This window comes from Geodermatophilus amargosae, assembly GCF_900116515.1.
In the GTDB taxonomy this organism is placed as follows: Bacteria; Actinomycetota; Actinomycetes; order Mycobacteriales; family Geodermatophilaceae; genus Geodermatophilus; species Geodermatophilus amargosae.
This window is the reverse complement of record NZ_FPBA01000008.1, coordinates 25994-48722: the sequence shown is the minus strand read 5'-3', so window position 1 is coordinate 48722 and position 22729 is coordinate 25994. Positions and strand designations below refer to the sequence as shown.

The 22729-nt window shown below is 75.1% G+C and carries 21 protein-coding genes; 10 read left to right on the top strand and 11 right to left on the bottom strand.

Annotation, left to right across the window (positions count from 1 at the left end; translation table 11 throughout):
• Positions 1-22 precede the first annotated feature (22 nt).
• Positions 23-880 carry an SDR family oxidoreductase gene (locus BM414_RS12660; protein WP_245784680.1) on the top strand — a complete coding sequence of 286 codons (858 nt, stop codon included), beginning with the start codon at positions 23-25 and terminating at the stop codon, positions 878-880.
• Positions 881-970: 90 nt separating this feature from the next.
• On the opposite strand, the gene mmuM is transcribed toward BM414_RS12660, so the two are convergent.
• Entirely contained in the window at positions 971-1873 is a 903-nt protein-coding gene (gene mmuM / locus BM414_RS12655) for a homocysteine S-methyltransferase (RefSeq protein WP_245784679.1), read from the bottom strand.
• 52 nt (positions 1874-1925) lie between these two features.
• Between mmuM and yidD the strand changes: the two genes are divergently transcribed.
• A complete protein-coding gene (gene yidD, locus BM414_RS30820; RefSeq protein ID WP_245784678.1) occupies positions 1926-2444 on the top strand; it encodes a membrane protein insertion efficiency factor YidD in 519 nt (172 codons plus the stop codon).
• Between the two features lie 10 nt (positions 2445-2454).
• On the opposite strand, the gene BM414_RS12645 is transcribed toward yidD, so the two are convergent.
• Complete coding sequence (locus BM414_RS12645) at positions 2455-2916, bottom strand: group II truncated hemoglobin (RefSeq protein ID WP_093579803.1); 462 nt, start codon at positions 2914-2916, stop codon at positions 2455-2457.
• A 40-nt stretch (positions 2917-2956) separates the two neighbouring features.
• On the bottom strand, positions 2957-3538 hold the full coding sequence (locus BM414_RS12640) for a dihydrofolate reductase family protein (protein ID WP_093579802.1): 582 nt from the start codon (positions 3536-3538) through the stop codon (positions 2957-2959).
• Between the two features lie 78 nt (positions 3539-3616).
• Between BM414_RS12640 and BM414_RS12635 the strand changes: the two genes are divergently transcribed.
• Complete coding sequence (locus tag BM414_RS12635) at positions 3617-4282, top strand: winged helix-turn-helix transcriptional regulator (RefSeq protein ID WP_217644701.1); 666 nt, start codon at positions 3617-3619, stop codon at positions 4280-4282.
• Positions 4283-4358: 76 nt separating this feature from the next.
• Here BM414_RS12635 and BM414_RS12630 read toward each other — a convergent pair whose 3' ends face one another.
• Complete coding sequence (locus tag BM414_RS12630; protein WP_245784677.1) at positions 4359-6593, bottom strand: immune inhibitor A domain-containing protein; 2235 nt, start codon at positions 6591-6593, stop codon at positions 4359-4361.
• A 327-nt stretch (positions 6594-6920) separates the two neighbouring features.
• Between BM414_RS12630 and arfB the strand changes: the two genes are divergently transcribed.
• The gene (gene arfB / locus BM414_RS12625; RefSeq protein ID WP_093579801.1) at positions 6921-7361 is read left to right on the top strand and encodes an alternative ribosome rescue aminoacyl-tRNA hydrolase ArfB; all 441 of its coding nucleotides are present in this window, start codon (positions 6921-6923) and stop codon (positions 7359-7361) included.
• Between the two features lie 9 nt (positions 7362-7370).
• Here the strand turns inward: arfB and BM414_RS12620 are convergent, their stop codons facing one another.
• The 4 genes from BM414_RS12620 to BM414_RS12605 form a co-directional block, all read right to left on the bottom strand.
• Positions 7371-8018 (bottom strand): N-acetyltransferase, encoded by a 648-nt coding sequence (locus tag BM414_RS12620; protein WP_245784676.1) that lies wholly within the window; start codon positions 8016-8018, stop codon positions 7371-7373.
• A 93-nt stretch (positions 8019-8111) separates the two neighbouring features.
• Complete coding sequence (locus BM414_RS12615; protein WP_093579799.1) at positions 8112-8738, bottom strand: hypothetical protein; 627 nt, start codon at positions 8736-8738, stop codon at positions 8112-8114.
• Positions 8739-8810: 72 nt separating this feature from the next.
• On the bottom strand, positions 8811-9641 hold the full coding sequence (locus BM414_RS12610; RefSeq protein WP_093579798.1) for a DUF2382 domain-containing protein: 831 nt from the start codon (positions 9639-9641) through the stop codon (positions 8811-8813).
• 116 nt (positions 9642-9757) lie between these two features.
• Positions 9758-10546: a TetR/AcrR family transcriptional regulator C-terminal domain-containing protein gene (locus BM414_RS12605; RefSeq protein ID WP_245784675.1), complete on the bottom strand. Its 789-nt coding sequence runs from the start codon at positions 10544-10546 to the stop codon at positions 9758-9760.
• A gap of 134 nt (positions 10547-10680) precedes the next feature.
• Here BM414_RS12605 and BM414_RS12600 point away from each other — a divergent pair, with 134 nt between their 5' ends.
• The 3 genes from BM414_RS12600 to BM414_RS12590 are packed head-to-tail and all read left to right on the top strand — an operon-like array spanning position 10681 to position 16240.
• Entirely contained in the window at positions 10681-13281 is a 2601-nt protein-coding gene (locus BM414_RS12600) for a molybdopterin oxidoreductase family protein (protein WP_245784674.1), read from the top strand.
• A 29-nt stretch (positions 13282-13310) separates the two neighbouring features.
• A complete protein-coding gene (nirB, locus tag BM414_RS12595; protein ID WP_245784673.1) occupies positions 13311-15833 on the top strand; it encodes a nitrite reductase large subunit NirB in 2523 nt (840 codons plus the stop codon).
• Positions 15830-16240, top strand: coding sequence for a Rieske (2Fe-2S) protein (locus BM414_RS12590; protein ID WP_093579797.1), 411 nt, complete (start codon positions 15830-15832; stop codon positions 16238-16240). Before nirB ends, BM414_RS12590 begins: the two co-directional genes overlap by 4 nt.
• A gap of 67 nt (positions 16241-16307) precedes the next feature.
• Here BM414_RS12590 and BM414_RS12585 read toward each other — a convergent pair whose 3' ends face one another.
• Positions 16308-16757, bottom strand: a complete 450-nt coding sequence (locus tag BM414_RS12585; RefSeq protein ID WP_093579796.1) for a DUF2000 domain-containing protein — start codon at positions 16755-16757, stop codon at positions 16308-16310.
• 50 nt (positions 16758-16807) lie between these two features.
• Here BM414_RS12585 and BM414_RS12580 point away from each other — a divergent pair, with 50 nt between their 5' ends.
• The gene (locus BM414_RS12580; protein WP_093579795.1) at positions 16808-17596 is read left to right on the top strand and encodes an AraC family transcriptional regulator; all 789 of its coding nucleotides are present in this window, start codon (positions 16808-16810) and stop codon (positions 17594-17596) included.
• A 98-nt stretch (positions 17597-17694) separates the two neighbouring features.
• Positions 17695-19209, top strand: a complete 1515-nt coding sequence (locus BM414_RS12575; RefSeq protein ID WP_093579794.1) for an HAL/PAL/TAL family ammonia-lyase — start codon at positions 17695-17697, stop codon at positions 19207-19209.
• A 19-nt stretch (positions 19210-19228) separates the two neighbouring features.
• Here the strand turns inward: BM414_RS12575 and BM414_RS12570 are convergent, their stop codons facing one another.
• Positions 19229-20032 (bottom strand): hypothetical protein, encoded by an 804-nt coding sequence (locus BM414_RS12570; RefSeq protein WP_093579793.1) that lies wholly within the window; start codon positions 20030-20032, stop codon positions 19229-19231.
• Positions 20033-20168: 136 nt separating this feature from the next.
• Here BM414_RS12570 and BM414_RS12565 point away from each other — a divergent pair, with 136 nt between their 5' ends.
• On the top strand, positions 20169-21557 hold the full coding sequence (locus tag BM414_RS12565) for an MFS transporter (protein ID WP_093579792.1): 1389 nt from the start codon (positions 20169-20171) through the stop codon (positions 21555-21557).
• A gap of 27 nt (positions 21558-21584) precedes the next feature.
• On the opposite strand, the gene BM414_RS12560 is transcribed toward BM414_RS12565, so the two are convergent.
• On the bottom strand, positions 21585-22715 hold the full coding sequence (locus BM414_RS12560) for a uroporphyrinogen-III synthase (RefSeq protein WP_093579791.1): 1131 nt from the start codon (positions 22713-22715) through the stop codon (positions 21585-21587).
• Between the last annotated feature and the right edge of the window lie 14 nt (positions 22716-22729).

Genomic DNA, 22729 nt, shown 5'->3' with positions numbered 1-22729 from the left:
CCAGCGCACCGAGGAGAGCCCCGTGTCGTCACCCCGTCCCGAGTCCCAGCCCGAGCAGCAGCAGACCCCGCCCGGGACGCTGGGCGAGATGGACCCGAAGCCCGACCACGGTGAGGAGAGCTACCAGGGGTCGGGCAAGCTCACCGGCAAGGCCGCCGTCATCACCGGCGGCGACAGCGGCATCGGCCGTGCGGTCGCCATTGCCTTCGCCCGTGAGGGTGCCGACGTCCTGATCTCGTACCTCAACGAGCACGAGGACGCCGAGGACACCGCGAAGTACGTGCGCGAGGCCGGCCGCAAGTGCGTGCTGGTGGCCGGTGACCTCTCCGACCGCGCGCACGCCAAGACGATCATCCCGAAGGCCGTCGAGGAGTTCGGCCGGGTCGACGTCCTGGTGAACAACGCCGCGTTCCAGATGTCGCACGACACGCTGGAGGAGGTCCCGGACGAGGAGTGGGACCACACGGTCGCCACCAACCTCACGGCGATGTTCGTCCTCTGCAAGGACGCCGTCCCGCACATGCCCTCGGGCGGGTCGATCATCAACTCGTCGTCGGTGAACTCCGACATGCCGAGCCCCAGCCTGGCGCCGTACGCGATGACCAAGGCCGGCATCGCCAACTTCACCGCCAGCCTCGCGCAGATGTACGCGGACAAGGGCATCCGGGCCAACAGCGTGGCGCCCGGGCCGGTGTGGACGCCGCTGATCCCCGCGACCATGCCCGAGGAGAAGGTGGCCAGCTTCGGCGAGCAGGTGCCCATGGGGCGTGCGGCGCAGCCGGCCGAGTTGGCGCCGGTGTACGTGCTGCTCGCCAGCGACGAGGCGTCCTACGTCTCGGGCGCCCGGGTCGCGGTGACCGGCGGCAACCCCATCCTCTGACGACGGACCGCGTCCCGTGGTGCCCGACCTCACCCTGCAGCGCGAGGTCGGGCACCACGGGACGCGGCCGGGGAGCGCCGGCAGCGACCCTCAGCTGCCGATGGCCCCCGCCAGCGCGGCGATGCCGGCCGGGCCGACCCGGCAGCAGCCGCCGACCAGCCGGGCGCCGGCGGCGACCCACGCCGCGGCGTCCTCGGCGGGGACCTCCCCGGTGCCGGTCCAGCGCCGCGCCCCGGCGTCCCAGGCCTCGCCGCTGTTCGGATAGGCCACCAGCGGCACCCCGGCGGCCGACGCGGCCTCCAGCGCCGGCAGCACCCCGGCCGGGTCGGTGCAGTTCACACCGACGGCGACCACCTCCGCCACGCCCCGGGCCATCGCGAACACCTCGGCCGCCGGCTCGCCGCGCCGGGTGCGCGCCACGCCGTCGCCGTCGACCACCGTGGTGAGCGAGAGCCACACCGGCACGCCCGGCGTCGTCGCCTCGGCCAGCACCGCCTCGACCTCGGCGGCGGCCGGCAGCGTCTCGCAGGCGAGCACGTCGGCCCCGGCCTCGGCCAGTGCCGCCATCCGCGGCCGGTGGAAGGCCCGCAGCGCGTCGACGCCGACCTCGGCCACGTACGCGCCGGTGTACTCCGAGCCGTCGGCCAGCGCGGCGCCGTACGGGCCGACCGACCCCGCCACCCAGGACCCCGGCGCGCCTTCCCGGGCCAGGCGCACCGAACGGGCGACCAGCTCCAGCGCCTCGTCCCGGCCCACGCCCACGGAGGCGAAGCCCTCGACGGTCGCCTGGTAGCTGACCGTCGTCGCCACCCGGGCGCCCGCGGCGGCGAAGGCGGCGTGGGCCGCGACGACGGCGCCCGGGTCGTCGCGCAGCAGCCGCGCCGACCACAGCGCCGAGGCGACGTCGTGCCCGCGCGCCTCCAGCTCGGTGGACAGGCCGCCGTCGAGCACGACGGGGCCGGCGGCGAGCGCGGCGGGCAGCGAGGACGTCACCGGCCCATCGTCCCGGTCTGCGCGGGACGCGGTCGGCCCGCAGGATCGGCGGATGGTCTTCATCTGGAGCAGCAACTGGCGCCCGCGCCGGCGCCGGCGGTACGGCCCGCCGCGCGGCTACGGGTACGGGCCCCGCTACGGCCCCCGCTACGGCCCCGGGTACGGCCGCGCCTACGGACCGCCGCGCCGACACGGCTACCGCCGGGACGGCTCGTGCCTGCGCGACCTGCTGTTCCTCAACACCGGCTGCTGCCTGGCCAACGCCATCGGCTGCAGCGTCGACGGGTTGTTCCTGGTGCCCACGACGGTGCGGCACGTGCACCGCGCCGGCACGGGGCCGCAGGGGTCCCGCGCCGCCGAGCGCCTGGTCGCCGCCGTGCGGATCTACCAGCGCGAGGTCAGCCCGCGGCGGCCGCCGTGCTGCTCGTTCACCCCCACCTGCTCGGCCTACGCCGTCGAGGCGCTCGAGCGCCACGGCGCCCGGCGCGGCACGTGGCTGACCCTGCGCCGGCTCGTGCGGTGCCGTCCGGGCGCGGCCGGCGGCGCCGACCCGGTACCCGCGGCCGCCTGAGCGGGCCGGCTCAGCCCGGCTGGTACGGCGGGGCCACCCCCCAGCCCCACCGCGGCACGGGGGCGTGCTCGGCGACGGCGGCCCCCGGCTGGGAGTTGGCCAGGGCCAGGCGGGTGCCCCACTCGACGTAGCCGACGAAGGCCGCGCGGAACTCGGGGTCGTCGGGCAGGCCGGCGTCGTCGGCGGCACGGCTCATGAGCGTGGCGAAGCGGAAGCGCTGCTCGGGCACCAGGCCCAGCCGGCGGTGGTGAGCGATCATCCGCTCGTAGCCGCCGAGCTCCTCGGTGTAGCGCGCCGGCCCGCCGAACACCTCGCACCACCACGCGGTGACGTGCGCGCGGTGCGACTCGGTGACGCCGCCGGGGAACAGGGGGCCGAGCAGGTCGTCGCGCTCGACCCGGTCGTAGAAGGCGTCGATCAGGCGCCGGAAGGCCGCAGCACCCCCGGCCCACTCGTAGAGCGTGGGAGGCATGCCGGTCAGCGCACCACGGTCCCGGCCGGCGGGGAAGGGCTCAGTGCGTGGCCCGGTAGTGGGTCAGGACCACGCCGGTGGTCGTGGGCACCGCCTCGACCAATTCCCAGCGCAGGTGCGCGCCGGCGGGGAAGAGGGTCCGGCCGCTGCCCAGGACCACCGGCGCGACGGCGAGCCACGCGTCGTCGACCAGTCCCGCCGGGAGCAGGGTGGCCAGCAGGTCCGGGCTGCCGAGCACCGTGAGGTCGACGTCGACGGCGGCCTTTAGCTCGGCGACCGTGGCGGCGGCGTCGCCGGCGAGCACCGTGGTGTTGGCCCAGGTGGGGGACCAGCCCGGGTCGCGCGTGACGACGTACTTCTGCTTGGCGTCGAGCACCGGGCCGAACGGGTTGTCCGTGGTGCCCGCCCACGCCGCCTGCATGGACTCGAAGGTGCGCCGGCCGAAGAGCATGGCGCCCTCGCCGGCCATCCCACGGCCCATCACCTCACCGAGCACGGCGTCGGGATAGGGCGCGAACCAGCCGCCGCGGGAGAACCCGCCGCGGGTGTCCTCGTCCGGACTGCCGGGCGCCTGCACGACGCCGTCCAGGCTGACGTTCTCGACGATGCTGATGGTGCCCATGGCTCCTCCTCGGCGGACTGCTACTGAATCAGTAGTAGTCGCTAGCGACGACGTAGCGCAAGGGGTACCGTCGTCGGCGTGTCCGACCGGCGCAGCTACGACGACCCGTGCGGGGTGGCGCGCGCCCTCGACGTCGTGGGGGAGCGGTGGGCGCTGCTCGTCGTCCGCGAGCTCCTGCTCGGGCCCAAGCGCTACACCGACCTGGCCCGCGGCCTGCCCGGCAGCAGCCCGACCGTGCTCAGCCAGCGGCTGCGCGACCTCGAGGCGACCGGGATCGTCGCGCGCACGGTGGCCGGCCCGCCGGTGGGCGGCCGGGTGTACGCGCTCACCCCGCGCGGCCGGGAGCTCGAGGACGTGCTGGTGGCGCTCGGTCGCTGGGGCTCGCGCACGGTGCAGACCGCGGCCGGCGAGCTGACCTCCGACGCGTTCGTCCTCGCCCTGCGCACCGTCGCCGACCCGGCCCGGCTGGCCGGCTGGTCGGCGCGGGTGGAGCTGGGGGTCGAGGACCCGGGCGCGCCGGACCGGGTCACCCTCACCGTCGCCGACGGGCGGCTGTCCGCCGTCCGGGGCACGTCCGACCGGCCCGACGCCGTGCTGTCCGGCCCGTCCTCGGCGCTGCGGCCGGTGGCGTTCGGCCGCCGGTCCCTCGACGACGCCCTGACCGCCGGGGACCTCCGCGCCGGCGGCGACGTCGACGTCGTGCGCCGGCTGCTGGGCGCGCTCGTCCCGCCGGTGCCGGCCTGAGGCCGGGCCACACCTCGGGCCCGGACGCGGAACGGCCCCCCGGCGAGCGCCGGGGGGCCGTCCTGGGAGGTGCGGGTCAGTTCACCCGCACCTGCATGAAGGTGTCCTGCGCGCTGGTGCTGACCACCGTGATCCGGGTGCCCGTGCGCGGCACGTCGACGCCGGACCAGCCGTTGGCGTCCGGCAGCTCACCGGGTGCCACGTACCAGTCCCGCGTGTCGTCGAAGGTCGGCACGGCGGGCAGCCCGCCGTACGTGCCGGCCACGCCGGTGTCCGGGTCGTGCAGGGTGATCCGGTCCGTCGCCTGCCGCCCGAAGGTCGAGTCGTAGGACTGGATCCGCGGTCGCCAGCTCTCGCCGTCGGTCCGGTCGGTGCCCTCGTCGTCCGTGGGCTCGTAGAGCAGCCCGGGGTGGGCGTCGATCGGCAGGATCATGCCGGCACCGGGGTGCGCGCCGACGTTGTTGTCGGTGTACTGCTCGTTCCAGTAGCTGATGAGCAGGCCGTCCTGGTACGGCAGCCGCTCGGCCCAGTCCGGACGCGTCGGGTCGCCGAAGTTGTACGGCCCGGTGCGCAGGCCGGCGTCGTAGCCGGTGTAGGTCCGGTTCTCGGCGATGTAGGCGTTGAAGTACGACTCCGTCGCCGTGCCCGTGGTGACGGTGAACCCGTCGAGCGTCCAGTCCGTCACCGGGGTGCTCCCGATCGCGACGGCGTCGACCTGCAGGCCGGGCTCGGTGGCGGCGCCGTCGGTCCAGTACCGGAAGCCCACCTGGGCGCCGTCCGGGACGGAGCTGATGTCGGCGCTCAGGTCGACCCACTCGCCACCGGTGGTGCCGGTGATCCCGTTGCCCGCGTTCTGGCCGTTCGGGTCGGTGGTCGTCGAGCGGTCGGTCGGCAGCGGCGTGAAGGCGCCGTCCTGCACGTACCCGACGTACGCGTAGTCCCAGTCCTGCTCGATCTGGTACCGGACCTTGGCCGTCAGCGTCGTCGCGCCGGCCGGCTTGGCGGTCAGCATCGTGTGGTCGAGGTCGTCGCCCGAGCCGGAGTGCCAGAAGTCCGCACCCTCGAACGGGGCGCCGATGTCCGTGGTGACCTCGCGGTCGGGCAGCAGGACGATGAGCGCCTGTGCCTGCCTGGTGTCGGCCGTCGACGGGCCGAGCCGGGTGTTGGCGCGGGCGCCGGGCTGGACGACCTCGTAGTCCAGCCAGCCGAGCTGCAGCTTCTCCCAGACGCCCATGTGGATGGGCTCGGTGCCGATGCCGTCGGCCGGTTCGCCGCTGTTGCCGTAGGACCCCGAGGACATCAGCGACCAGAAGGCGGTGCTGTTCTCGGCGCCGCCGCTGTTGCCGGAGGTGTCGTACAGGTCGGGCAGACCGAGGTCGTGGCCGAACTCGTGGGCGAAGACGCCGACGCCGCCGTTCTCCGGCTCGACGGTGTAGTCGCCGATCCAGTACCGCGAGCCGCCGACCTGCGTGCCGCCGAGCGGGTTCACCGCGCCGTCGACGGTCGGGCCGCCGGCGCCGACGCGGGTCTGCTGGTCGTACCAGCGGTGGCTCCAGATGGCGTCCTCGCCCAGGACCCCGCCGCCGACCTCCTCGCCCATGCCGGAGTGCACGGCCTGGAAGTGGTCGATGTAGCCGTCGGCCTCGTCGAAGTCGCCGTCTCCGTCGTGGTCGTAGCGGTCCCAGACGTCGAACTGCGAGAGGTACTCGTCGATCTGGGCGGCCGTCCTCCCGGCCGCCAGCTGATCGGCGTACCAGGTGTCGACGCTGTCGTTGACGAAGGCCCACGGGCGCTGGCCGTCGTCGCCCTCGCCGTAGGACGGGCCGGTGCCCGGCACCTGCACCCAGTCCTCGACCTCACCGGTGACGGTGTAGCGGCCCGAGGACAGCTCCTCGTAGAAGTTCGCGACCGAGTTGACCCCGGCCTCGGTGCCGTAGAGCAGCTGGTCGAAGTAGGGCTGCGAGAAGTCCTCGGTCCAGATGGTGGAGTTGTCCACGGTCCGGTCCGGCTGCTCGATCGTGTTGTGCGGCAGGCCGCTGAACTCGCCGAGGACGGTCCAGATCGCGTCGCTGTCCTCCTGGGCCAGCTCGACGTACTGGCCCCGCGCGACCTCGACGACCTTGTTGGCCCCCTGCGGCGTGGACTCGCCCTGGAGGACCTGCTCGAGCGCCTGCTCCCGCAGCTCGCGCTGCTTGTCGCCGAGCGGGTTGGGCAGGTCGTGCGCCCGGGCCGGACCCGCGGCGGCGTCCTCCGGTGGCGGTGCCGCGTGCGCGGTGGTCGCGGGCATGGCCACGACCAGCGCGGCACCCACGACCAGGGGAAGAGCTCTCTTGTTCAAGGATCGTCTCCGATTGACGGACGAGGACCGCCGACCACCGGTGAGGATCCACCGGGATCACTCCGGGACAGCCCGGCCTGACGTTAGGTAGCCAAAGTAACGAGGTCCACCCTTCGTGATCGATCGGTGACGAACGATAGGGACCGGTCCGCGTTGTCGCAGGTCACACTCGTCCGGGGGAGTGTTCGGCACGTTCCGACGATCACGGGGTCGGCGTGTCGACACGCCGGGGCCGGGGCGGCGGGTCGCGGTTGCGGGTCCGTGATCGCGGTGCCTGCGCGGGTCGGCGAGACTGGGGCGGTGCCTCCCAGCGACGACGCCTCCGGCGACCTCCCGGTCACCGGCTCGCTCGTCGTCCCGGCGCCGGCGCTGTCGTGGCGGTTCTCCCGGTCCTCGGGCCCCGGCGGGCAGGGTGTCAACACCGCCGACTCCCGCGTCGAGCTGTCGCTGGCCCCGCTGGAGCTGCGGGGGCTCAGCGACGTGCAGCGGCAGCGGCTGGCCGAGCGGCTGGGCCCGCGGCTGGTCGACGGCGTCCTGACCGTCACGGCCAGCGAGCACCGCCAGCAGCTGCGCAACCGGGCGGCGGCCCGCGAGCGGATGGCCGCGGTCCTGCGCGCGGCGCTCGCCGCACCGCCCGCGCCCCGCCGGCGCACCAAGCCGACCCGCGGCTCGCAGGAGCGGCGGATCGCGGAGAAGAAGCGGCGCGGCGAGATCAAGCGCCGCCGCGGCAGCTGGGACTGACGCCCCGGACTAGAGCTCGGGCATCGGCACGCCGGGCGGCCGGACGGCGACCCACAGCGGCAGCTGCCCGTCAGCCGAGCGCGTCGCCTGCGTCACCTCGAAGCCCAGGCCGCGGGCGAAGCGGACGATCGCCCAGGCCGGCGCCACCAGCGCAGCGGGCACGCCCTCGGCGTCGCAGCGCGCGAGCGCCGGACCGAGCACCGCCCCGCCCAGCCCGCGACGGCGGGAGCGCGGCCGGGTGCCCAGCGCGCGGAGCCGCCAGTGCGGTCCGTCGGGGAGCGCGGCGGCGAGCGCGGCCTCGGTCCGGGCGACGGCGTCGGCGCGGTCGGCGTGCAGCCGCGGGACCTCGCGCTCGAGCGCGGCCCGGACGTCGGCGGGGACCGGCGTCGCCGCACCGGCGGGAGCGTCCCAGGAGGCCACCGCGTCGACGTCCTCGCTGACCCACGTGGTCCCGGTGGTCACGCCGCGGTGCCCGGCGTCGAGCTCGGCGAGGCGGGTCAGCCGCTGCGTGCGCCCGTCGACCGGCAGCGCCCAGCGGACCCAGCGCGACTCCGCCAGCGCCACGGTGAGGGTGGCGGCGATCCGCGGCACGTCACGCGGCTCGGCCGCCCGGATGAGCGGGACGCCGACGTGGACGGTCCGCCCGGGTTCGCTCATGTCCGCCATGACACCACGCGCGGGCGGAGCAGGCCCGGACACGGCAGCGGGGCCGGTCCCGGATGGGACCGGCCCCGCCGGGATGCCTGCGACTCAGACGTCGAAGCCGGCGCGGTCCACCTTGCGGTGGTACCGGGTGCCGAGCGTGCCGCCCAGGATCGCGCCGAGCAGCGTGACCAGCAGCGCGGCGATGCCGGCGATGATCCCGGCGGTGGTCAGGGTGTCCCCGCTGATCGGGAGGGTGGGCAGGTTCAGCTGCGAGAGCACGTTGTACTCGGCGCCGAGCACCGCGCCCAGGATGGCCAGGACGATGATGATCAGCAGGCCGATCACCCACACGGCGATGCCCTGCTTGACCCCGTCGAATCGGGCCATGCGCCCGGCGACGTAGCCACCGGCGAGGTAGGCCAGGAACAGCACGACCAGCAGCGTGACGCCGCCGATGACGCCGATGGTGTCGGCCTGTGCGGTGGCCTGGTCGGCGGCCTGGGTCGCGCTGGACACCTGCGTCACGCCGAAGGCGACGCCCGCGGCGGACAGCAGGGCCAGCAGGATGACCGCGAGGCCGTTGGCGGACAGCCAGCCGAAGAAGGCCGCTCCCCACTTGATCCCGCCGAAGCGCTCGTGCTGCGCGTCGACGGCGGCGTGGGCCTGACCGCGGGTGGCCGACGCGCCGACCGAGTCGGAGGTGGCGTCGCCGCCACCGAATGAGGAGCTCATGGTGCCTTCCTGAGGGGATGGGGGAGTGCCGGGGCGGACCGGCCGGCGGAGGCCAGCCGGTCCGCCCCGGGGTCAGCGACGACGGGTCGTCGGGTCGATGTCGCTGTCGACCTCGATCTGCTCCTTGCGCACCTGCTCGGAGACCTGCTGCTGCTCGGTCACCGTGTCGACGTCGAGGCGGACGCGCTCGACCGGCGTGGCCTCCTTGGAGACCACGGGGCGCTCGGCGTGCAGGACGACCTCGTGCTCCTCCTCGGAGATGGCCGGCCCGTCCATGGCGTTGCCCATGTTGGCCTCGGTGATCGGCTCGCGCTCGACCCGGACCTCCTCGCGGGAGACCGGCACCGTCTGGGTCACGTTCTCGGTGACGACGTACTTGCGCAGCCGGGCGCGGCCGGCCTCGACCCGCTGGACACCCACGTTGAGGTGCTCCTCGGAGCGGGTCATGGCGTTGTCGGTCGTCGGGCCCGAGGTGTCGTGGCCGACCGTGCGGCCCTGGACGTCGTCGAAGACGCCGTCGTCGTCGCGGTCACGGTTGCCCGTCCCGGTGGTCACGGCCTGGCCGGTCGTGGCCTGGCCGGTCGTGGTACCCGTGCCGAGGCCGTAGTAGCGGTACAGCTCCTGCTCCTCCTGCGGCGACAGGTGGCCTGCGGAGACGTCGACGTGCGGGGCGCCCTTGACCTTGGCCTTGTCGTAGGGGAGACGCAGCTCGCCGCCGGAGACGGTGGCGTCGGCCAGGGGCACGAAGGCCTCCTTGGTGCCGAACAGGCCGGTACGGACGGTCGCCCACTCGGGACGGCCGGTCTCGTCGTCGAGGAAGACCTCGCCGACGCTGCCGTGCTTGCCGTCGGGGCCGACGGCGGTGCTGCCGATGACGTCGCTGATCTGCTGGTCGTTGATCACGTGTGCTCCTCGCGAGGGGGGTGGGGTCCGGCCGGCTCCCGCAAGCGGCGGAGTGCCGGGGGTCAGCGGGCCACTCCAGGGATGCCCCCTCGTTTACGCCGTAAACGCGAGCCCTCTCATTCGCCCGGCGCGCGGCCCTCCCGCCGGACGGTCTCCAGCCGTCCCAGCAGGTTCTCGAGGGCCTCCTCGAACTCCGCGGCCGACTCGTCCTGCGACAGCAGGTCCTCGAGCTCGACGACGAGCGGGTACTGCGAGAGGTCGGTGCCGGTGTCCGGGACGCCCTCCGGCGCGTCCTCGGGGCTGATCTGCACGCCCTTCTGCGACACCTCGAGCAGCAGGTGCCCGAGCAGGAAGCTCGAGTAGGCGCGGTACGCGGCGACCGCCGCATCAGCGCTGAAGCCGCTGTCGACGAGGGCGGTGAGCAGGGACTCCACCCAGCGCAGGCTGCGCAGCGGCGGGCGGACCCAGGGGGCCGCGGGCGGCCGGGTGGCCACCAGCGGGAAGACCTCGGGGTGGGCGAGGGCGATCCGCCGGACGCCGTGGGCCAGCCGCTGGAGGAAGTCCTGCCAGCCGCCGGCGGCACGCATGTGCACGTCGGGATCGCCGTACAGCTCGTCGATCACGGTCTCGACGACGCCGTCGAGGAGCTGCTCGCGTCCGGGCACGTACCGGTAGAGCGCCATCGCCTCGACCCCCAGGGAGGCGCCGAGGCGGCGCATCGTCAGGGCGGACAGGCCGTTGCGGTCGATGAACTCGATGGCCGCCCCGAGGATGCGGCGGCGGTCCAGCGGCGCCCGCCCGGTGACGGGCGGTCCGGCGGGCAGCACGGCGGCCGCTCCGCCCCGCGCCTCGGGGGAGTCGGGGTCGGGACGGCGCATCGGGACGGTGTCCTCGTTCCGCTCCACGCGCCCTCCCTCGTCCTCGCCGATCGTGCCTGCCCGGGCCGCACGGGATCCTCCCGCAGGTCGTGAGGTCCCCGGAACGCAGCCTTGACGTCGTCGTGGCCGGAGGGAAACCGCGACCCCGGACGCTCGTCTGCGTGCCCGCAGCCCTCCCGTCCGGTGCCGCCGCGCCGGCCGGTCCCCGCACGCGGACCACCGAGACCCACTGCCCGTACTGCTCGCTGCAGTGCGGCATGGCGGTCACCGCGGGGGACCGTCCTGCGACCGTGGTACCCCTCGACTTCCCGACCAACCGGGGCGGGCTGTGCTCGAAGGGCTGGTCGGCGCCGGAACTGCTCGACCACCCCGAGCGGCTGACCCGCCCGCTGGTGCGCGCGGTGCCCGGCGACCGGACCAGCCCGCTGGTCGAGTCGACGTGGGACGAGGCGCTCGGCCGGGTGGTGGCGGCGATCGAGCGCACCCAGGCCGAGCACGGCCGCGACGCCGTCGGCTGCTTCGGCGGCGGGTCCCTGACCAACGAGCAGGCCTACCAGTTCGGCAAGTTCGCCCGCGTCGCGCTGCGCACCAGCGCCATCGACTACAACGGCCGCTTCTGCATGTCCTCGGCCGTCGGGGCGGCGAACCGCGCCTTCGGCATCGACCGGGGCATGCCCTTCCCGCTGGCCGACGTCGCCGAGGCCGACGTCGTCGTGCTGGTGGGCAGCAACCCGGCCGACACGATGCCGCCGGCGGTGCAGTACCTCGACGCCGGCCGCGAGCGCGGCGCGCTGCACGTCGCCATCGACCCCAGGAAGACGGCGACGGCGCGCCACGCCGGCCTGCACCTGCAGCCGCTGCCGGGCACCGACCTCGCGCTGGCCAACGGCCTGCTGCACGTCGCCATCGCCGAGGGGCTGGTCGACGAGGCCTACGTCGCCGCGCGCACCACCGGCTTCGAGGCCGTCCGCGACGCGGTGCGCAGCTACTGGACCGACCGGGTCGAGCGGATCACCGGGGTGCCGGTGGAGCAGCAGCGGCGCACCGTGTTCGCCCTCGCCCACGCCCGCAACGCGATCATCCTGACCGCCCGCGGCGCCGAGCAGCACAGCTCGGGGACCGACACCGCCACGGCGTGGATCAACCTGGCGCTCGCCCTCGGACTGCCCGGCCGCCCGGGCAGCGGCTGGGGGACGCTCACCGGCCAGGGCAACGGGCAGGGCGGCCGCGAGCACGGCCAGAAGGCCGACCAGCTGCCCGGCTACCGCAGGCTCGCCGACCCCGCCGACCGTGCGCACGTCGCCGCCGTCTGGGGCGTCGACCCCGACGACCTGCCGATGCCCGGCCGCAGCGCCTTCGAGCTGCTCGACGCCCTCGGCACCGACGGCGGCGTGCGCACGTTGCTGGTGCTCGCCTCCAACGTCGCCGTCTCCGCACCCGACGCCCGGCGGGTGATCAGCCGGCTCGGCGACCTCGACTTCCTCGCCGTCAGCGACTTCTTCCTCTCCGAGACCGCCGCCCTGGCCGACGTGGTGCTGCCCAGCGCCATGTGGGCCGAGGAGTCCGGGACGATGACCAACCTCGAGGGCCGGGTCATCCGCCGGCGCCGCGCGCTCGACCCGCCCGACGGCGTCCGCGACGACCTCGCGCTGCTCGCCGAGCTGGCCGGCCGGCTCGGGACCGGGCACCTGTTCTCCGCCGACCCCGCGACCGTCTTCGCCGAGCTCGGCCGCGCCAGCGCCGGGGGAGCGGCCGACTACTCCGGCATCACCTACGAGCGCATCGACGCCGAGCAGGGTGTCTTCTGGCCCTGCCCGTCCGGGGAGGACGGAGCCCAGCAGCACCCGGGCACGCCGCGGCTGTTCGCCGACCGGTTCGCCACCCCCGACGGCCGCGCGCGGTTCGTGCCGGTGCACCACGTCGGCGCGCACGAGCAGCCCGACGCCGAGTACCCGTACGTGCTCACCACCGGCCGGGTGCTGGCGCAGTACCAGTCGGGCACGCAGACCCGCCGGACGAGGAGCCTGCAGCTGGTCGCGCCGGTGCCGCGCGCGGAGCTGCACCCCGACCTCGCCTCACGGCTCGGCATCGCCCACGACGACGTCGTCGAGCTGGCCACCCGCCGCGGCCGGGCCCGCTTCGCCGCCATGGTCACCGACACCATCCGGCCCGACACGGTGTTCGTGCCCTTCCACTGGGGCGGCGGGTCCAGCGCCAACGCGCTCACCGACCCCGCGCTCGACCCCGTCAGCAAGATGCCCGCCTTCAAGGTCTGCGCCGTCGCGGTCTCCCGCGTCGGCGGTCCCGAGGAGCGCATCCCGGAGCCCGCGGCCGGCACCCAGCCGGTGCCGCGGCCGCACGCCCTCGTCGTACCCCCCGCACCACGCCCCCCGACCCGGAGGAGGACCTCCCGCGTGAAGAGCACCCCGAAGTTCCTGCAAGGCGTCTTCCCGATCACAGGGGAGGGCCTGGCCAAGCCGGGCCCGATCGACCCGGCGCTGCGCTACCAGGTGCCCGCCGGCGCCTCCGCGCAGGCGCTGTACTTCCGCGGGGGCAACTCCACCGGCGAGCTGGTCTACGTCCTGCTGCTGCGCGACGGCGAGCCGATGCGCTGGTTCCCGATCGGCGCCAAGGGCGACGTGCACGTGCCGCTGCGGGTGGTCGAGGACCTGCCCGGCGGCTGCGTCGTCGAGCTGCACGCCGCCGCGCCCGAGGGCGTCAGTGGCGAGCTCGTGGTCGACCTGGGTCTGGTGGAGGTCTAGTGGGCGGGCCGGGTGTGGTGGGGAGCAGAGTGCTGGGTGGACGGCCGGAGGGGCTGACCACGATCGCGATGGACGACGACGACCTCGACCCCCGGGCGCGCCTCGTGGTCGTGGGCAACGGCATGGCCGGCGCCCGCTTCGTCGAGGAGGTGCTCGAGCGCGGCGGCGGCGAGCAGTTCCGGATCACCGTCTTCGGTGACGAGCCGCACGGCAACTACAACCGGATCATGCTCTCGCCGGTGCTGGCCGGGGAGACCCACGAGGACGACATCGTCCTCAACGACCACGACTGGTACACCGACAACGGGATCGTGCTGCGCGCCGGCGTCCGGGTGGAGCGGATCGACACCGCGGCCAAGGTCGTGTACGCCTCCGACGGGACCTCCACCGCCTACGACCACCTGGTCCTGGCCACCGGCAGCTACTCCTTCATCCCGCCGATGACCGGCGTCCGGCGCGACGACGGCTCGCTGCTGCCCGGTGTGTACGGCTTCCGCACCATCGACGAGACCCGCGACATGCTCGCCGCCACCACCCGCTGCACCCGGGCCGTGGTCATGGGCGGCGGGCTGCTCGGCCTGGAGGCCGCCCGCGCGCTGCAGGGCCACGGGATGCAGGTCGAGCTCGTGCACGCGATGCCGCACCTGATGAACGCCCAGCTCGACGCCGAGGCCGGCGCCATCCTCAAGAAGAGCGTCGAGTCGCTCGGCATCACCGTGCACCTCGACTCGCTGGCCAGCGAGGTGCTCGGCAGCGAGCACGTCGAGGGGGTGCTGCTCAAGGACGGCCGACGGCTGGACTGCGACCTGCTCGTCGTCGCGGCCGGTGTCCGCCCGCACACCGACGTCGCGGTCCGCTCCGGGCTGGAGGTCGAGCGCGGCATCGTCGTCGACGACCAACTGCGCACCGAGGACCCCGACGTCTACGCCATCGGCGAGTGCGCGCAGCACCGCGGCTCGGTCTACGGCCTGGTCGCCCCCGCGTGGGAGCACGCCAAGGTCCTCGCCGACGTCCTCACCGGCACCGACCCGACGGCGGAGTACCACGGCAGCCGGACGGCGACCAAGCTCAAGGTGGCCGGCGTCGACGTCGCCACCATGGGCGTGAACACCCCGCAGCGCGACGACGACGAGTTCCTCGTCATCTCCGAGCCCAAGCGCGGCGTGCACATGTCGGTGGTCATCCGCGGCGACGTGCTGATCGGCGCCACGCTGCTCGGCGACACCCGCAAGGTCGCCTACCTGACCCAGGCCTTCGACCGGGGCACCCCGCTGCCCGAGGAGCGCATCCGGCTGCTGGTCGACCTGACCGACGGTAAGGAGGAGGTCGGCGTCGCGGACATGCCGGCCGACTCCCAGGTCTGCAACTGCAACGGCGTCACCAAGGGCGCGATCTGCGGTGCGGTCGCCGACGGCTGCGGCAGCGTCGGTGCGGTCATGGACCGCACCCGCGCCGGCAAGGGCTGCGGCTCGTGCAAGTCGCTGGTGAAGCAGGTCGTCGAGTGGGCCGCCGACGGCGACCTCGCCGAGGACCCGGCCGTCTCCTACTACGTGCCGGGCATCCCGCTGGCCAAGCCCGCTCTCATGGCCGCCATCCGCGAGCAGGGCCTGCGCAGCGTCTCCGCCGTCTTCGCCGCCCTCGCACCGGACGGCAAGGAGGATGCGAAGTCGAAGATGGGGCTGACCTCGCTGCTCAAGATGATCTGGGGCACCGAGTACGTCCGGGAGAAGGACGCCGAGTTCGTCAACGACCGGGTGCACGGCAACATCCAGCGCGACGGCACGTTCTCGGTCGTCCCGCAGATGAAGGGCGGCGTCACCACGCCGGCGCAGCTGCGCCGCATCGCGGAGGTGGCGGAGAAGTACGAGGTCCCGATGGTCAAGGTGACCGGCGGGCAGCGGATCGACCTGCTCGGCGTCCGCAAGGAGGACCTCCCGGCCATGTGGGACGACCTGGGCATGCCCTCCGGGTACGCCTACGGCAAGAGCTTCCGCACCGTGAAGACCTGCGTGGGCAGCGACTTCTGCCGCTTCGGCCTCGGTGACTCCACGCAGCTCGGCATCGACCTGGAGACGCGGTTCCAGGGGATCGAGAGCCCCGCGAAGATGAAGCTCGCCGTCGTCGGGTGCCCGCGCAACTGCGCCGAGGCCTACGTGAAGGACGTCGGCGTCGTCGCGATCGGCAACGGCAAGTGGGAGGTCTACGTCGGCGGCGCCGCGGGGGCCTCGGTGCGCAAGGGCGACCTGCTGGCCACGGTGGACTCGCCGGAGGAGGTGCTCACGCTGACCGGCCGGTTCCTGCAGTACTACCGGGAGAACGCCAACTGGCTCGAGCGCACCTACGACTTCGTGCCGCGGGTCGGCCTCGCGCACATCCAGGCGGTCCTGCTCGAGGACAGCGAGGGCATCGTCGCCGACCTCGACGCGGGCATCCAGCGCTCGATCGACGCCTACACCGACCCCTGGGGCCAGGACGGCAAGGAGCCGGCGTCGCCGGGTCAGTTCGCCTCGTCCCTGCCGCTGATCCCGCTGCCGAAGGTGCCGGTCCGATGAGCGCCCCCCATCTCGAGGTCGCCGAGGCCCCGACCACCCCGGGGACCGAGCTCGGCTCACCGGCCACCGGGGTCGCGGTCCCCGGTACCGCCGGGCCGCCGGCCGGCCGCGCGTACGCCGTCGCGCGGCTCGAGGACGTGCCGCTGGGGGAGGGGCGGGCCTTCGTCGCCGGAGGAGTGCAGGTCGCCGTCTTCCGGCTGCGCGACGGCTCTGTGCACGCCACCCAGGCCGCCTGCCCGCACGCCGGCGGTCCGCTGGCGGACGGGCAGACCGACCCCGACGTCCTCGTGTGCCCGCTGCACCTCTACGGGTTCCGGTGGAGCGACGGCTCGTCGACCGGCGGTGTCGGCAGGGTGCGCGTCTACCCGGTCCGCGAGGTCGACGGGATGCTCGTCGTCGACGTGTGAGGCGCGCCGTGTGCACGCCGCGCGACCGGGAGCCGCCCCGGACCGCGCTGCGTGCACACGTCGCTGCTCACGGGTGCATGCGGGCGCCCTTGGTGACCTTGTCGACGACGTTCTTCGGGCCGTGCACGGCGATCCCCACCAGGTCGAGGTCGGCGCCCCGCACGGCCCGGACGGCGGCCCGGTTCTCGGTGTCGCCGCCGGTGGTGAACAGGTCAGCGGTGAACACCGACGTCGGCAGGCCGCGCTCGAGCGACCGCGTGCGGGCCCGGGCGAGCACCTCGGCCGGGCCGGTGAGCACCAGCACCGGCTGGCGGATCATCGCCAGGTACCGCGTGCCGTCGCCGTCCTCGTAGGGCCGGCCGATCAGCTCGGGCACCGCGGCGGCGACGGCGCTCGCCAGGAAGGCGGTCACGTTGAGCTCCTGCCAGGGCAGCAGGTCCTCACGGAGCAGGACGGCGATCTTCGTGGGCCACGGCGGCCCCACGTCGGTGGTCTCGTCGGCGAGCAGCGTCTCCATGCCGTCCAGCGTCGGCCGAGGCGGACGGCGAGGTCTTGTACGTTCCTGACGTGGCAGCCGACGTGGTCGCCTGGCGCCCGGCGGTGCCGGGGCTGACCGAGGTGTTCCACGCCCGGTTCACCGACCACGTCTACCCGCCGCACACCCACGACGCCTGGACGCTGCTCCTCGTCGACGACGGCGCCGTCCGCTACGACCTCGACCGGCACGCCCACGGCGCCTCCCCGGCCGCGGTCACCCTGCTGCCGCCCGGGGTGCCCCACGACGGGCGCTCGCAGTTCCCCGGCGGCTTCCGCAAGCGGGTGCTCTACCTGGAGCCGGCGACGCTGGGGGAGCAGCGGGTCGGCACCGCCGTCGACCGGCCCGCCTTCGCCGACCGCGTGCTGCGCGACCGGGTGTCCCGGCTGCACACCGCGCTGGCGCCGCACCCCGAGGGGCTGGAGGCCGAGAGCCGGCTGGCGTTCGTGCTCGAGCGGCTGCGGCAGCACCTCGACCGGGCCGTCGCCGCGGCCCCGGCCGTGCGGGACGACCCGCTGGCCGACCGGCTGCGCGACCTGCTCGACGCGCGGCTGGCCGAGGGCGTGTCGCTGGAGGCGACGGCGGCCGCGTGGGCCGTGCACCCCACCCACCTGGTCCGCGCGTTCACCCGCCGGCACGGGCTGCCGCCGCACCGCTACCTCACCGGGCGGCGCGTGGACCGGGCGCGGCGGCTGCTGCTCGACGGGCTGCCCCCGGCGGAGGTGGCGACCGCGGTCGGCTTCTTCGACCAGGCGCACCTGACCCGGCACTTCCGCCGGATGCTGGCCACGACGCCGGCGGCCTACGCCCGATCGGCCTGACCGCCGGCCATGGGGCGCGGGCCGCGCGGGCGGGCGCGCGCGGACCGACCGCACGCGGGGAGCTCGCCGTAGGCTCCCCGCGGCCCTGGAGGCACGCCATGACGACCGTCCGGATCAGCGCCGCGCCGATGTCGGTCGACGACCTGCTCGCCGTCATCGACGGTGCCCGTGTGGAACTGGACGGATCGGCGCGCGACTGCATCGCCGCCGCGCGGGCGGTCGTCGACGAGGCCCTCGCCGCCGGCTCCGCCGTCTACGGCCTGACGACCCAGGTCGGCCACCTGAGGAACACCCGCCTGACCGCGGAGGAGGTCCACCGCGAGCAGGAGTTCCTCGTCCTGTCGCACGCCGGCGGGATCGGGCCGCCGCTCCCGGTGCCGGTCGTGCGCGCCGCCCTCGCCGTGCGGCTGGCCGGGATCGCCCGGGGCGGGTCGGGCGCCTCGCCGGCGGTCGCGGACACGCTGGCGGCGATGCTCAACGCCGGCGTCCACCCGCTGGTGCCGGGGACGGGCTCGGTGGGCGCGGCCGACATCGGGCAGATGGCCGGCATGGCGCAGGTCGCGATCGGGCTGGGGCGGGCCGAGTACCGGGGGCAGGTCCTCGCCGGCGGGGAGGCGCTGCGGCGGGCCGGGATCGCGCCCCTCGTCCTCGCCGGCAAGGACGGGCTGGCTCTGATCTCGGCCAACGGGGTGTCGGTGGGCCAGGCGGCGCTGGTCGTCGCCCGGGCGGCACGGGCCGCGGAGGCGGCCGACGTCGCCGCCGCGGTGTCGATGGAGGCGACGCGGGCCAACCCGTCGGTCCTGCACCCCGCCGTGGGCCGGGCGAAGGGCGTCCCCGGGCAGGTCGCGGCCGCCGGCCACCTCCGTGAGCTGCTCGCCGGGAGCGCGCTGCTGACGCGCGGCGGCGCGGTGTCGGTGCAGGACGCCCTGTCGTTCCGGGTGGTCCCGCAGGTCCACGGGGCGCTCCGGGAGTACGTCGCCGCGGCGCGCGCGGCGGTGGAGACCGAGCTGGCCGCCGCGGCGGACAACCCCCTGGTGTCGGTCGAGGACCGGACGCTGGTGAGCAACGGGAACTTCCACCCGATGGTGCTCGCCATCGCGGCCGACGCGCTGCGGATCGCCCTCGCCCAGGTCGGGCAGCTCAGCGAGCGCCGGATGGCCCACCTCTGGGAGGCGTTCTTCCGGCAGCTCGCCGGTCCGCCTCCCGCGGCCGCGTACGGCCTGGCGCTGCGCTACCCGGCCGCCGCGGTCGTCGCCGAGCTGGAGCAGCTGGCGGCGCCGGCGACGCTGGACGTCCCGCCGCTCGACCTCGGGGTCGAGGACCACTCCACCGGCGCCCCGCTGAGCGTCCGCAAGGCCGACGCGTCGGTGGGGCTGCTCGAGGACCTCCTGGCCGTCGAGCTCGTGCTGGCCTCCGACGTCCTGGCCACCGCTCCGGAGCCGGCCGCCCTGGGCACCGGGACCGCCGCGGCGCTCGACCTGGTCCACGAGGCGGTGGCGGCGGCGGAGCCGTACCCCGACGCCGTCCACCGAGCCCTGCGCGCCCGCTTCCCCCGGCCTCCGCTCCCGGGCGACGCGCACCCGACCGGCTGGGACGACGCACCGTCGCCGTGACGCGGCGCCCGGCGGGCGGTCAGGACAGGTCGGCCAGCGCGGCGGCGACGGCGGGATCGCGCACGAAGTCCAGCGCCAGCAGCCGGTGCACGAGCACGCCGCGGCGGGTCAGGCGCAGGTCGACCGGGCGCAGCCGGGGCAGTGCCGCGCCACCGGGACGGGGCGTGGCCGGCGGCGGGTCGAGCAGGCCGCGCCGCTGCAGGTCGGCGAGGTCCTCGAGCGCGCCCCACGCCGTCCAGCCGCGCGGGTCCTGCGGCACCGGCGTCATCGGCAGCGGCGTCCGCTCCCGCCGGCCCACCCCGGCCAGCAGCACCCACTGGCGGCCGGTGAGGTCGGTGGCCAGCCGCAGACCGCGGAGGACGACGGCGGCGTCGAGGTCGGAGGAGACGGCGGCCTCGGCGAGCAGGTAGCCCAGGTGGCGCACCCGCCACTCCTCGGTCGTGTCCCGGGCGGCGAGGACGGCGGCCTCGGCGACCTCGTCGGCGGGCGCACGGTCGCCGGGTCCGGGCGTGAGGAAGCCGTCGGTGCGCACCGCGCGGCCCTGGTGGGCGCGGGTCACCGACAGCTCGGCGGCGAAGGCCAGGGCGGCGCCGGCGCGGCAGCGGGCGCGGGAGGAGACGAGGGCGGGCGGGTCGACGTCCGCGGTGGTCGCCGTGCGCCGCAGCCACCCGGCCAGCGCGTCGTCCAGGCGCACCTTCGCCGACCCGTCGTTGAACAGCAGACCGGCGGCCGTGCGCGCCATCGACCCGGCCACCAGCTCCCCGGACTCGACGAGCGTGCGCCCCGGTGCCGCCTCCGTGTACTCCGCCACGACGTCGATCATGGCCCGGTCCGCCGCCCGGCGTCGGCCGGGGACCGGCACCCTCACCACAGCGGGGCAGGGCCGGTGAGCAGATCGGAACACGAGTACAGCCCGACGGCGACGGCGGGGAAACGGCGGGCCGCGACCCTTGCCGACCATGGCCGCCCCCACCCGCACCGCGCCGTCCACCGTCCCCGCCGCACCGCCGGGCCCACCCCGCGGAGGCCGGTGGATCGACGACTGGCGCCCCGAGGACCCGGGGTTCTGGGAGTCCACCGGCAAGCGCGTCGCCCGCCGCAACCTGTTCTTCTCGGTGTTCTCCGAGCACGTCGGCTTCTCGGTGTGGAGCCTGTGGTCGGTCGTCGTGCTCTTCCTGCCCGAGCCGGTCTTCGGCATCGACCCGGCCGGCAAGTTCCTGCTCACCACGCTGCCGACCGCGCTCGGCGCCTTCGTCCGGCTGCCCTACACCTTCGCCGTCGCCAAGTTCGGCGGCCGCAACTGGACGATCGTCAGCGCCGCGCTGCTCCTGGTCCCGACGATCGCCACGGCGGTCGTCCTCGAGCCGGGCGTCTCGTACACGACCCTGCTCGTCGTCTCCTGTCTCGCCGGCGTCGGCGGCGGCAACTTCGCCAGCTCGATGGCCAACATCAACGCCTTCTACCCCGACCGGCTCAAGGGCTGGGCGCTCGGCCTCAACGCCGGCGGCGGCAACCTGGGCGTGCCGGTCATCCAGCTCCTCGGCCTGCTCGTGCTGGCCACCGCAGGCGTCGAGCACCCGCGGATCGTGCTGTTCGTCTACATCCCGCTCGTCGTCGTCGCGGCCGTCGGCGCGGCGCTGCTCATGGACAACCTGTCGACGGCGCGCAACCAGCCGCGGGCCATGCGCGAGGCGACCCGCGAGCCGCACACCTGGATCATGTCGTTCCTCTACATCGGCAGCTTCGGCTCGTTCATCGGCTTCGGGTTCGCCTTCGGCCAGGTGCTGCAGAACCAGTTCGCGGCGGACTTCGCCACCCCGCTCGCGGCGGCGTCGCTGACCTGGCTCGGCCCGCTGCTCGGCAGCCTGATCCGCCCGCTCGGCGGCTCGCTGGCCGACCGCTTCGGCGGCGCGCGGATCACCTTCTGGAACTTCGTCGCGATGGCGCTGGGCGCCGCGGTGGTGTTCACCGCCAGCCAGGTGGGGTCGCTGCCGCTGTTCGTCGTCGGGTTCGTGCTGCTGTTCGTGTTCAGCGGCATCGGCAACGGCTCGACCTACAAGATGATCCCGGCGATCTTCCGCACCCAGGCGCAGGAGCAGGTGGCCGCCGGGGGAGACCCGGCCGACGCCGACCGGCACGCGCTGCGGATGTCCGGGGCGCTGATCGGCATCGCCGGCGCGGTGGGTGCCTTCGGCGGCGTGCTGGTCAACCTGGCCTTCCGCCAGTCGTTCCTCACCACCGGCAGCGGCGACGCCGCCTACCTGGTGTTCATCGCCTTCTACGCCGTCTGCGTCGCGGTCACCTGGGCGGTCTACCTGCGCCCGGGCGCCCGCATGGCCGGGGTGTAGCGCCGACGAGATCGGCGATCTCGTCGTCTACACCGCCAGGCGGTAGCCGCGCTTCACGACGGTCTCGACCAGACCCGGCCCGAGCGCGGCGCGCAGCCGGGTCACCGCCATCTCGACGGCGTGCCCGTCCCCGCCGCCCGGCAGCCCGCGCCCCAGGTCGGCCTTGGCGACGACGGCCCCGGGCCGCGCCGCGAGCGCACGCAGCACCGCCATCGACCCCGGCGGCAGTTCCACGAGGCGGCCGTCGAGGACGGCGGCGAACCCGCGCACCTGGAGCTCCGCCGTCCCGATCCGCAGCACCGGGTCGCGCTCGGGCAGACGGGCGACGACCTCGCGGGCCAGGGCGCCCAGCCGCGAGCGCTCCGGCTGCACGGTCCGGATCCCGGCGGCGGTCAGCGGGCCGGCGGTCACCGGGCCGACGGCGACCGCCAGCACGTCGCCGCCCAGCGCGGCGACCACGTCCTCGCGCAGGCCGAGCTCGGCGGCCACCGACAGCAGGCTGGCCGCGGCCGGCGCGCTGGTGAAGGTGACCGCGTCGACGGAGCGGGCCACGACCGTGCCGACCAGCCGGCGCAGCGGCGCGACGTCCTCGGGCAGCACCCAGCGGTACACCGGCACGGTCAGCACCTCGGCGCCGGTGGCGCGCAGCGCGTCGACGAACTCCGGCAGCGGGTCCCCGTGCAGCTGGACGGCGACCCGGCGGCCCGCCAGCGGCCCCTCCGCCCCCGACAGCAGGTGCTCGAGCACCTCCGCCGAGGACTCCGAGGCCGGCGACCACGCGTCGACCAGCCCGCCGCCGCGGATCGCGCCGCGCGCCTTCGGGCCGCGGGCGAGGACCTGGGCGGTGCGCAGGTGCTCCACCAGGGGCAGGTCCCAGGCGTCGGCGGCCTCGAGCCACCCGCGGAACCCGACGCCGGTGGTGGCGACGACGAGGTCCACCGGCGCGGCCAGCACCTGCTCGGTGGCGGCGACCAGCTCGGCGTCGTCGGAGAGCGGCACGATCCGGATGGCCGGGGCGTAGAGGACGCGGGCGCCGCGGCGGTCGAGCAGCGCGCCGAGCTCCTCCCGCCGCCGGGCCGCGGTGACGGCCACCGTGTACCCGGCCAGCGGCGCCGGGGCGGTCAGCGGCTCCGGTGCGGTCTCGGGCGGAGTGGTCACCGCACCATGGTGGC

What these genes read in the sequence shown, in the direction of transcription:
- yidD (WP_245784678.1), top strand. Translation starts at nt 1,926, where the DNA reads ATGGTCTTCATCTGGAGCAGCAACTGGCGCCCGCGCCGGCGCCGGCGG.
- BM414_RS12645 (WP_093579803.1), bottom strand. Translation starts at nt 2,916, where the DNA reads ATGCCTCCCACGCTCTACGAGTGGGCCGGGGGTGCTGCGGCCTTCCGG.
- BM414_RS12640 (WP_093579802.1), bottom strand. Translation starts at nt 3,538, where the DNA reads ATGGGCACCATCAGCATCGTCGAGAACGTCAGCCTGGACGGCGTCGTG.
- BM414_RS12620 (WP_245784676.1), bottom strand. Translation starts at nt 8,018, where the DNA reads ATGAGCGAACCCGGGCGGACCGTCCACGTCGGCGTCCCGCTCATCCGG.
- BM414_RS12615 (WP_093579799.1), bottom strand. Translation starts at nt 8,738, where the DNA reads ATGAGCTCCTCATTCGGTGGCGGCGACGCCACCTCCGACTCGGTCGGC.
- BM414_RS12590 (WP_093579797.1), top strand. Translation starts at nt 15,830, where the DNA reads ATGAGCGCCCCCCATCTCGAGGTCGCCGAGGCCCCGACCACCCCGGGG.
- BM414_RS12585 (WP_093579796.1), bottom strand. Translation starts at nt 16,757, where the DNA reads ATGGAGACGCTGCTCGCCGACGAGACCACCGACGTGGGGCCGCCGTGG.
- BM414_RS12575 (WP_093579794.1), top strand. Translation starts at nt 17,695, where the DNA reads ATGACGACCGTCCGGATCAGCGCCGCGCCGATGTCGGTCGACGACCTG.
- BM414_RS12570 (WP_093579793.1), bottom strand. Translation starts at nt 20,032, where the DNA reads ATGATCGACGTCGTGGCGGAGTACACGGAGGCGGCACCGGGGCGCACG.
- BM414_RS12565 (WP_093579792.1), top strand. Translation starts at nt 20,169, where the DNA reads ATGGCCGCCCCCACCCGCACCGCGCCGTCCACCGTCCCCGCCGCACCG.